The sequence below is a fragment of the Streptomyces sp. SID9727 genome, assembly GCF_010550605.1.
Taxonomy (GTDB): Bacteria; Actinomycetota; Actinomycetes; order Streptomycetales; family Streptomycetaceae; genus Streptomyces.
Window position 1 is genome coordinate 1 of record NZ_JAAGNI010000150.1, and the last position, 8,007, is coordinate 8,007.

Genomic DNA, 8,007 nt, shown 5'->3' on the forward strand with positions numbered 1-8,007 from the left:
ACGCCGAGGCCCCGGACGCCTCCGTCCCGGCCCAGGCGGACCCGGACGCCTCCGCCCCGCATCGGCTGGGCATGGACGAGGTCGGTCCGGACGCGGGCGACGGCGACTGGTGGCGGGACGAACCCGGGCCGTTCGGTGAGACCGGGCCCGGCGCGTTCGGGGAGTTCGGGCCGGGGACGGAGGTGCCGGGGTTCCGGGGCGGCGTCGAGATCCCGGCGCTGCTCCGGCCGCCGGAGGCGGAGGAGGAGCCGGACGAGGAAACGGAGGACGAGGCCCCGGAAGACGAGGAGCCGGAGGCGCAGGCACCTCCGAAGAAGGCGCGCCGCCGGTTCCGCCGCGCCCGCCCGGTCCCGGCGGCCCCCGAGGCGGCCCCCCGCCGGGGCTTCGGCCACCCCGTCCTGCTGCTGGCGGCGGCCCTCCTCGTGGTGGGCGCGGTGATGGGCTCCCTGCTCGCCGTCGCGGGCGGCTGGCTGCTCGCGTACAGCTCCCGGAAACTGTCCCGCGCGGAAGCGAAGTGGGCCGCGATGGGCCTCCCCGGCGTGGTCGCGACGGCCGCCCTGGTCTGGCTCTGGGGCCGCATGGACGGCCGCTGGGGCACCCCGATCCCGGAACACGGCATGAAGGACGCGCTGGGTGACGTATGGCCGGTCACGGTACGCGCGGCGGCGGTGGCCTCGGCGCTGTTCCTGGTGTGGCGGGCGAGGCGTCGGTAGGAGAGGGGCGCGCCCCCTCAAGCCCGTCCGGCGCTTGAGGACGGAACCCCGCGTCCGGGTCTTCGGGCGCGCCCGAAGGCCCACCCCCCGGCCGAAGACCGGCCCGGCACAATGGGGCGTATGACCCCCTCACCCCTCACGGTCGGCTTCGACCTGGACATGACGCTCATCGACTCCCGCCCCGGCATCAAGGCCGTCTACGAGGCCCTCGTCGCCGAGACGGGCACCCCGATCGACACCGACCTGGTGGTGAGCCGTCTGGGTCCCCCGCTGGAGGACGAGCTCACGAACTGGTTCCCGGCCGCCGACGTGCCCGCCGTGGCGAACCGTTACCGCGCGCTGTATCCCACGTACGCCATCGAGCCGACCCACGCCCTGCCCGGCGCCCGGGAGGCGATCGAGGCGATACGGGAGCGCGGCGGCCGCACCATGGTCGTCACCGCCAAGTACGAGCCGAACGCCAAGCTGCACCTGGCCCACCTCGGCATCGAGCCCGACGTCGTCGCGGGCAACCTCTGGGCCGAGCAGAAGGCGGTGGCGCTGAAGGAGCACGGCGCCACGGTCTACGTGGGCGACCACGTCGGCGACGTCCGCGGCGCCCGGGCCGCGAACGCCGTCCCGGTGGGCGTCGCGACGGGCCCCTGCGACGCGGAGGAACTGCGTGCAGCGGGCGCGGACGTGGTCCTCACCTCGCTCACGGAGCTGCCCGCCTGGCTGGAGGCTCACGCGAAGCGCACGGCGTCCTGACCACGTCCCCCGAGCTCGAAGTGCAGGCCGGGCCGAATGGCCGGCCCCAGACGGAGGGGGGTCACACCGGCGACGGCTTCACGGGCGCGGGCGAGGCCGAGATCGGCGACGGCGTCGGGCCCCAGGGCGAGGGAGACCGGCACCGGAGGCGGTTGGTGCCGGGCCGGAGTGCTCAGGTCGGCCCGGGCGGAACGCAGCTGGGTGACCATGGTCGCGAGGCCGTGCCCCGTGGCCAGGGACGCCGCGAGTTCCGGCACGAGATCCAGCGGTACGTCGTGGCCGGACCCGTAGCCGAGCACGATCGTGGCGCGTTCCTCGACGCCGGCAGCGGTGTGCGACACCCGAACGGTAGCGATCGAGGGGCGACCGGCACCGCCGACGGCCACCACCCAGGTGGGCAAGGACCGCTGGGCGCGCCCGCGGGCGAGTTCGGTCAACTGGCGAGGCGACCAGGGCACGTTGACCGGCTCAGCGGTGGACCACCCGGCGGGCGGCGCCCCCGTGAGCGTGCGCCAGGCCAGTTCCAGGGCGCGGCCGAGGGTGAGGCGGTCGTCGGCCGGATGAATCGTGCGGAGGGAGAGGATCAGCTGGTGCTCCCCCTCGGCCCCGGCAGGCTGCCGGAACGCGTCCGAGATCCGGGGCGTGCCGTTGTCGACGGGGTCGAAGCGCCCGTCGTACCAGTCGAGTACGGCCCCGGAGAGGCCGTCGTCATAGCCGCACGCCGGGTCTCGCACGACCCAGCGCGACGGCAGCCCGTCGAGCAGGGTGTGAAGGGGGAACGTGAGCCGGGTGCCCGGAGGCGTGACGAGTTGCAGTTCCCGCCCGGTGCGTACGGCGTTACGAGCGACATCGGTCAGCCACGTGGTCGCGGCCACGACGGGGCGTCCCTGGATGACGACGGCCGCCCTCGCGGTGAGCACGTCGACGCCGGGAGGAGCCGTATCGCCGCGGAGCCCCGCGAGGTCGGGCACCACTTCGGTGTGCCCGGCCCCGGGTGGCCAGACGGCGCCCCCGAGCACCGCTGCCAGCCGACCCGCGACGGACCCCGCGAGCCGCGCGGCCTCCGCCGCCGCACTGGACGCCCGCGCCTCGGTCCACCACACGGGCGACTCGTCCCAGACGCCCTTGCCGAGCAACCTTTCCACTTCGCCGGGCACTTGGAGATACCGGGGTGCTTCGAGCGAGACCAGCGTCTGGCCGGAGTCCGCGCACAGTCGAACGACGGCCCCGTCCCCGGCCTGGTTCACCCGCAGATCGGGGCCGCCCGCGTGCAGCCCGGCCAGCAGCGTCCTGGTGTCGGGCATTCGAGGCGTGAGGGCGATGACGTCCTGGGTCATGCTGCTCCGCGGAGTGGGGTTGTGGGCGGGCGGGTGGGCGCGGTCAGTACCGGCCGGACAGCTCCTCCAACGCTTCCAGGGACGGTGCTTCCAAGGGCCCCTCCCGGGCGATGACACCGGCTTCCGGCGGTGCGGGGCGCCGGCCCGCGTCGCGCAGTGCCGCGAGGGGGGTGAGTCCGCTCCGCCGCGCTTCCCTGAGGGCCGTCAGCCAAGCCGCTCCGGCGTCGAACGCCTCGTCACCGGCTGCGGTACGGGGCACGTACCCGGCGGCGGAATCGTCGGCGGCCGCCCAGACGAATCCCAGCGTCCGGCCGTGCCGCCGAACCGCGAGGTACCGGACGGGCCCGTCGGCGGTCTGCTCGTAGTCGTCCTCGGACTCGGGCAGACGGGAGTCGAGCAGCCGTGTGCGGTCGAGCGTCTCGAAGGTCCCCCAGGCGTCGTCGTAGGCGGGGCCTTCGGCCCGTACGTCCCGGAATCCGGTCGTGCTCGGTGCCGCGTACCTGTTCTCTTCACCGGGCTCGGGCGGGCCGCCCAGCAGCGCCGAGATGCCGTCGAGCGCGGCGGCGAGCCGGGGCGCGTTCAGCGCGTGCACCTCGGGCTGCTCCCTGCCGCGGGTGTCCACCGTCAGCCAGGCATCGGAGTACGTCTCCAGCGTCGTGACGAGCAGGGTGCCGCCCCATACCTCCACCTGAACGGCGAACAGTCTTTCGGCGCGGTGGGTGCCACCGGGCTCCAGCCACTTCCCGGGACACTCGAGACGAATGACGACGACGAGGTCCCCCTCCAGCGCGTCCGCCTCCCGCACCGCCCGGGCGAAGGGCGAAGCCGGTGCCCACGGTGGCGCTCCGAGGCCCGGCCCGCTCAGCTCCATCCGGACGTTCCGCGGGTTGTCCCGGTCGAGGACCCGTAGAGCAGCCGTCCCGCCGGATGCGGCGAGACCCTGGTCCGCCAGTCGACCCCACAGTCCTGCCGCAGTCCGTGCGGCATCGCTGGGCCGGAATGCGACCTGGCCCGGGGAAAGCTCCCATACCCACTCGCCGACAGGAGTCGAGGTGATCACAGCATGTCCTTGGGGTCGGTGCGACTGCCCGGCGGAATGACGAGATTGCCGTCCTCCAGTCGGATGACGAACGTGATGCCTGTGCCTTTGCGTCCCCGCGCGCCGCTGTGGATGGCCAGGAGTTCATCGTAAGATCCGTTGGTCATCCAGTCCCGCACGGTTCCCCGCCCTCCGTCCACGAGCATGACGGAGTGGTCGGCGTCGGCGATGGCCAATTGCAACAAGTACTTGCCCCGCGTGATCTCACTGACCGGGTCCTGCGGATCGTTGAGGTGCTTCATCTGGTACGCGTACACGTCACCGGATTCGTCCCTGATGCGAATATCCACGTCAGCGCCGACCGGCACTTTCTGTTCGCAGTCGATGGCGTGCGCCGGGACACCGCTCTCCACCAGCTTGTCCGCGAAGATCAACTGGTCGGCGGACGGCTGGAACATGTGCGCCTTGTTCGCTCCCAGAGCAGAGACGACCTGGCCGTACTCATCGGCCTGATTGAACCGGCCCGAAGCGATGATATCGGCGACGCGCTGTCCATCCGGTTCCGAAGCGAGCCGCTCCAGAACCCGTTCCAGCACATTCGGCTTGGGGCGCTTCTTTCCCGGGACACTCTGCACGGCGTCGCGAATGCGTTGTTCCGTTTCGCTGCCGCGGATGAGGGGGCCGCTCTCGGGTGCGGGACTGCGAGGCGCGCCGGAGACGCTTCCGCCGGAACTTCCTGATCCGCCGTCGGAGCCACGGCTGGTATCGCCGTCTCCGCCCGTCCCCTCACCATCGGGTGTGCCATCCCGTCCGTGCGCTGCGTCATCGCGGTGCGCGCCATGATTCCCCTCACCGGCGGGGTGCGGGGCCGCGTTCTCGTGCACGTGTGCCGCAGGGGTCTCCGCTTCTGCGCCGACGCCTACCGGCTGCCGTTCGGCCTCGCCCCTTCGGTCCGCCGCCGGCTCGCGCCGCGCAGGTTCCAGGTGGGGGTTGCCCTCGCGGTCGAGGGGGACGAAGTTGCCGTCCTTGTCGATGCGGTAGCGGTGGTCCAGGTCCAGGACGCCGTCGGGGAAGCGTGAGGCCGGGATGCGGAGGTGGTCGCTGACGTTGGCGAGTACCTGGGAGACCTTGGGCAGGTCCGACAGGGCCTTGGCCGCCCTGAACGCACCGCCGAGCGGGTCCAGGGCGTCGCCGATCCGGGCCACGGTGCCCGCCGCCTTCGCGAACGTTCCGCCCTTGCCGAGCTTGGCGGCGACTCCCAGCGGGCCTGCGAAGAGGGTGAGGAGGTTGAACGAGACGATGGCGTGGCCCCGGGCCGGGTCCTCCGGCGTGACGTCGTACGCGACGAGCTGCTTGGCGAACTCCTTCGCGTACGCCTCGCTCTCCCGCTGCCAGTCCGACAGGTGCTCGCCCCGGCCCAGGGCGTCCATGCCGTACGCGTACCCGCCGACGGCTGTCCTGCGTAAGCCGTCCAAGCTCTACCAAGGGGTACGTTGCAAGTGCAACGCATTTCCGGCCAAAGGCGGCAGGGTGTGGCTATCCCTCCCGCGACCCCGCCCGTGCCGAGCGGATCACGCCTGCCGCAGCGATCAGGAAGCCGACGCCCATCAGCATGCAGAGGGACCAGGCGATGGACGGCAGCGGATGGGTGCCGAGGAAGAGCGGGGCCATGGTGGCGAGGGTGGAGAGGGCACCGATGAAGAAGACGATCGCGCCGATCCGGACCAGCCGGTCGCCCGCGCCGGAAGATGAGGTACTCACCCCCTCAGGGTAGTTCCCGAGCGCCGCGGAACCGGGTCCGGGTGGCGGGCGCAACCGTGTCCGGGTGAAGCAGGTGCCGTTTCCGGACACAGTCCGGATGACCAGGCTTGACGAGGGGTACTTCCCCTGTGGAGGCTTCAGCCAGCAGGGGAGCACGACCACAGGACGGCCTGACCTGCTGAGGGCATTCGTTCCGGCATACGGGTTGAGATGGGGTGCGTGCTTTGCCGACTGGCAAGGTCAAGTGGTTCAACAGCGAGAAGGGCTTCGGCTTCCTCTCCCGCGACGACGGCAGCGACGTCTTCGTGCACTCGTCCGTGCTCCCGGCCGGGGTCGACGCTCTCAAGCCCGGTCAGCGCGTGGAATTCGGCGTGGTCGCCGGTCAGCGCGGTGACCAGGCGCTCTCCGTGTCGATCCTCGACCCGACCCCGTCCGTCGCGGCCGCCCAGCGCCGCAAGCCGGACGAGCTGGCGTCGATCGTCCAGGACCTGACCACCGTCCTGGAGAACATCACGCCCATGCTGGAGCGCGGCCGGTACCCCGACAAGGCGGCGGGTGCCAAGATCGCCGGCCTGCTGCGGGCGGTGGCCGACCAGCTCGACGTGTAGCCGCTACACAGCGCGAGGTGGGTGCTCCCCGGCCGGGGAGCACCCACCTCTTTCTCCTAGGGCGTGTTTCGAAAGTCCCGCCTGTCCGGCGACGCCTGGCACGCACGCTCGCCGCGTTGTCGGGATCACCCCGATACAACCAGTATCGGGGCGACCCTCCGCCTTGCGATCGCACGCACCAGACGCCGCCGGACCCGCCCTACGGGCGGACGGCGCTACTTTCGAAACACGCCCTAGTTGCCGGGCGCCGGCGTCGGCATTCCGTCGGCCGGGACCCCCTCCTCGATCACCGCGAAGGACTCGTGGACCTCACATTCCTCCGGCATCTCGTCGGTGGGAACGGCGCACTCCGACGGGTCGGTCGCGGGCTTGCTCCGGGCCGTCTGCCCGCTCTCCGAGGACGGCGACGCGCCGTCCGAAGAGGCCGAGCAGGCGGTCGAGCCCAGCAGAGTGAGCAGGACGACGGCCGCGGAGGCCGCGGCGGTGCGGGTACGCATGTGGGAACCCCCCCAGGGTTTGGCGTACCGGCGTCGGACGCGCCGGTACGCCAACCATGTCACCGCGCACCGCGGCTGTGGCGTGCGGTACGTGAAGGAAGTGTGCGCTCAGACGAACGACAGCGCGTCCGGCGCCAGCGGCGGGACCAGGCCCTCGGCCGCCGCGCGGGTCAGCAGGCCGCGGACCGCCGCGTAACCGTCCTCACCCAGGTCCGCGGTGAACTCGTTCACGTACAGGCCGATGTGCTGGTCCGCGACGGACGGGTCCATCTCCTGGGCGTGGGCGAGGACGTACGGACGGGAGGTCTCCGGGTCGTCCCACGCCATCCGGACCGAGGCGCGGGCCGATTCGGCGAGCAGCCTCAGCCGGTCCGCGCCCAGCGAGCGCTTCGCGATGATGGCGCCGAGCGGGATCGGCAGGCCGGTGGTGTCCTCCCAGTGCCGGCCCATGTCGGCCAGGTTGTGCAGGCCGTAGTTCTGGTACGTGAAGCGCGCCTCGTGGATGACCAGGCCGGCGTCGACCTTGCCGTCCCGGACCGCGGGCATGATCTCGTCGAACGGCATGACGACGATCTCGCCGACCCCGCCCGGCACCACGTCGGCGGCCCAGAGGCGGAAGAGGAGGTACGCGGTCGAGCGCTCGCTCGGCACGGCGACGGTCTTCCCGGTCAGGTCGGCGCCCGCCTCGCGGGTGAGGACGAGCGGGCCGCAGCCCCGGCCCAGCGCGCCGCCGCACGGCAGGAGCGCGTACTCCTCCAGCACCCAGGGCAGCACCGCGTACGACACCTTGAGCACGTCCAGCTCACCGCGCTCGGCCATGCCGTTGGTGATGTCGATGTCCGCGAACGTGACGTCCAGCGCCGGCGCGCCGGGGACCCTGCCGTGCGCCCAGGCGTCGAAGACGAACGTGTCGTTCGGGCAGGGCGAGAAGGCGATACGCAGCGCGTCAGCCTGCGGAGTCGTCTCGGTCATGGCGGGTCCAGCCTTCCAGTACGGGTATGAGCTTCCCGAACGCCTCGGTCAGCGCGGTCAGCGCGTCGCCGATGCGCCAGGCGTCGCGGTCGCGCGGGCCGACGGTGTTCGACACGGCCCTGATCTCCAGGACCGGTGCGCCGGCCAGGTCCGCCGCCTCCGCGACCCCGAAGCCCTCCATGGCCTCGGCGACGGCGTGCGGGTGGGCGGCCAGCAGGGCGGCGGTGCGGTCCGCCGTGCCGGTGACGGTGGAGACGGTGAGGATGTCGCCGGTCGCCGCCCCGGTCGCCCCGGCGGCGGCGCGGACGAGGGAGCGGGGCGGCAGGTGCGCGG

8 protein-coding genes and 2 pseudogenes are annotated in these 8,007 nt (G+C 72.3%); 3 read left to right on the forward strand and 7 right to left on the reverse strand.

All coding sequences use genetic code 11. From position 1 onward, the window contains the following. Together G3I41_RS10135 and G3I41_RS10140 are read left to right on the forward strand one after the other, a co-directional pair. Positions 1–713: pseudogene (locus G3I41_RS10135) on the forward strand (hypothetical protein); the annotation flags it as partial. A gap of 120 nt (positions 714–833) precedes the next feature. Continuing rightward, positions 834–1,460, forward strand: coding sequence for an HAD family hydrolase (locus G3I41_RS10140; protein ID WP_164399887.1), 627 nt, complete (start codon positions 834–836; stop codon positions 1,458–1,460). On the opposite strand, the gene G3I41_RS10145 is transcribed toward G3I41_RS10140, so the two are convergent. From G3I41_RS10145 to G3I41_RS10160, 4 genes are all read right to left on the reverse strand, one after another. Then, positions 1,436–2,797, reverse strand: a complete 1,362-nt coding sequence (locus G3I41_RS10145) for a DUF6177 family protein (protein WP_239081568.1) — start codon at positions 2,795–2,797, stop codon at positions 1,436–1,438. The two genes, G3I41_RS10140 and G3I41_RS10145, sit on opposite strands and share 25 nt — an antisense overlap. A gap of 43 nt (positions 2,798–2,840) precedes the next feature. After that, entirely contained in the window at positions 2,841–3,668 is an 828-nt protein-coding gene (locus G3I41_RS10150; RefSeq protein ID WP_203600666.1) for a hypothetical protein, read from the reverse strand. Between the two features lie 185 nt (positions 3,669–3,853). Beyond that, positions 3,854–5,266: a hypothetical protein gene (locus G3I41_RS10155; RefSeq protein WP_164399889.1), complete on the reverse strand. Its 1,413-nt coding sequence runs from the start codon at positions 5,264–5,266 to the stop codon at positions 3,854–3,856. Between the two features lie 106 nt (positions 5,267–5,372). Further along, the gene (locus G3I41_RS10160; RefSeq protein WP_164399890.1) at positions 5,373–5,597 is read right to left on the reverse strand and encodes a hypothetical protein; all 225 of its coding nucleotides are present in this window, start codon (positions 5,595–5,597) and stop codon (positions 5,373–5,375) included. Between the two features lie 224 nt (positions 5,598–5,821). Here G3I41_RS10160 and G3I41_RS37385 point away from each other — a divergent pair, with 224 nt between their 5' ends. Then, positions 5,822–6,205: a cold-shock protein gene (locus G3I41_RS37385; protein ID WP_018101528.1), complete on the forward strand. Its 384-nt coding sequence runs from the start codon at positions 5,822–5,824 to the stop codon at positions 6,203–6,205. A 233-nt stretch (positions 6,206–6,438) separates the two neighbouring features. Here the strand turns inward: G3I41_RS37385 and G3I41_RS10170 are convergent, their stop codons facing one another. The 3 genes and pseudogenes from G3I41_RS10170 to G3I41_RS10180 all read right to left on the reverse strand — a co-directional run. After that, positions 6,439–6,702 (reverse strand): hypothetical protein, encoded by a 264-nt coding sequence (locus G3I41_RS10170; RefSeq protein ID WP_164399891.1) that lies wholly within the window; start codon positions 6,700–6,702, stop codon positions 6,439–6,441. 108 nt (positions 6,703–6,810) lie between these two features. Beyond that, positions 6,811–7,674: a 1,4-dihydroxy-6-naphthoate synthase gene (locus G3I41_RS10175; RefSeq protein WP_164399892.1), complete on the reverse strand. Its 864-nt coding sequence runs from the start codon at positions 7,672–7,674 to the stop codon at positions 6,811–6,813. Continuing rightward, positions 7,649–8,007, reverse strand: a pseudogene (locus G3I41_RS10180) (futalosine hydrolase); the annotation flags it as partial. The gene G3I41_RS10175 and the pseudogene G3I41_RS10180, both read right to left, overlap by 26 nt.

Bases quoted from the DNA above. Each gene is read 5' to 3' on its own strand.
- G3I41_RS10140 (WP_164399887.1), top strand. From the start codon at position 834: ATGACCCCCTCACCCCTCACGGTCGGCTTCGACCTGGACATGACGCTC.
- G3I41_RS10145 (WP_239081568.1), bottom strand. From the start codon at position 2,797: ATGACCCAGGACGTCATCGCCCTCACGCCTCGAATGCCCGACACCAGG.
- G3I41_RS10150 (WP_203600666.1), bottom strand. From the start codon at position 3,668: ATGGAGCTGAGCGGGCCGGGCCTCGGAGCGCCACCGTGGGCACCGGCT.
- G3I41_RS10155 (WP_164399889.1), bottom strand. From the start codon at position 5,266: ATGGACGCCCTGGGCCGGGGCGAGCACCTGTCGGACTGGCAGCGGGAG.
- G3I41_RS10170 (WP_164399891.1), bottom strand. From the start codon at position 6,702: ATGCGTACCCGCACCGCCGCGGCCTCCGCGGCCGTCGTCCTGCTCACT.
- G3I41_RS10175 (WP_164399892.1), bottom strand. From the start codon at position 7,674: ATGACCGAGACGACTCCGCAGGCTGACGCGCTGCGTATCGCCTTCTCG.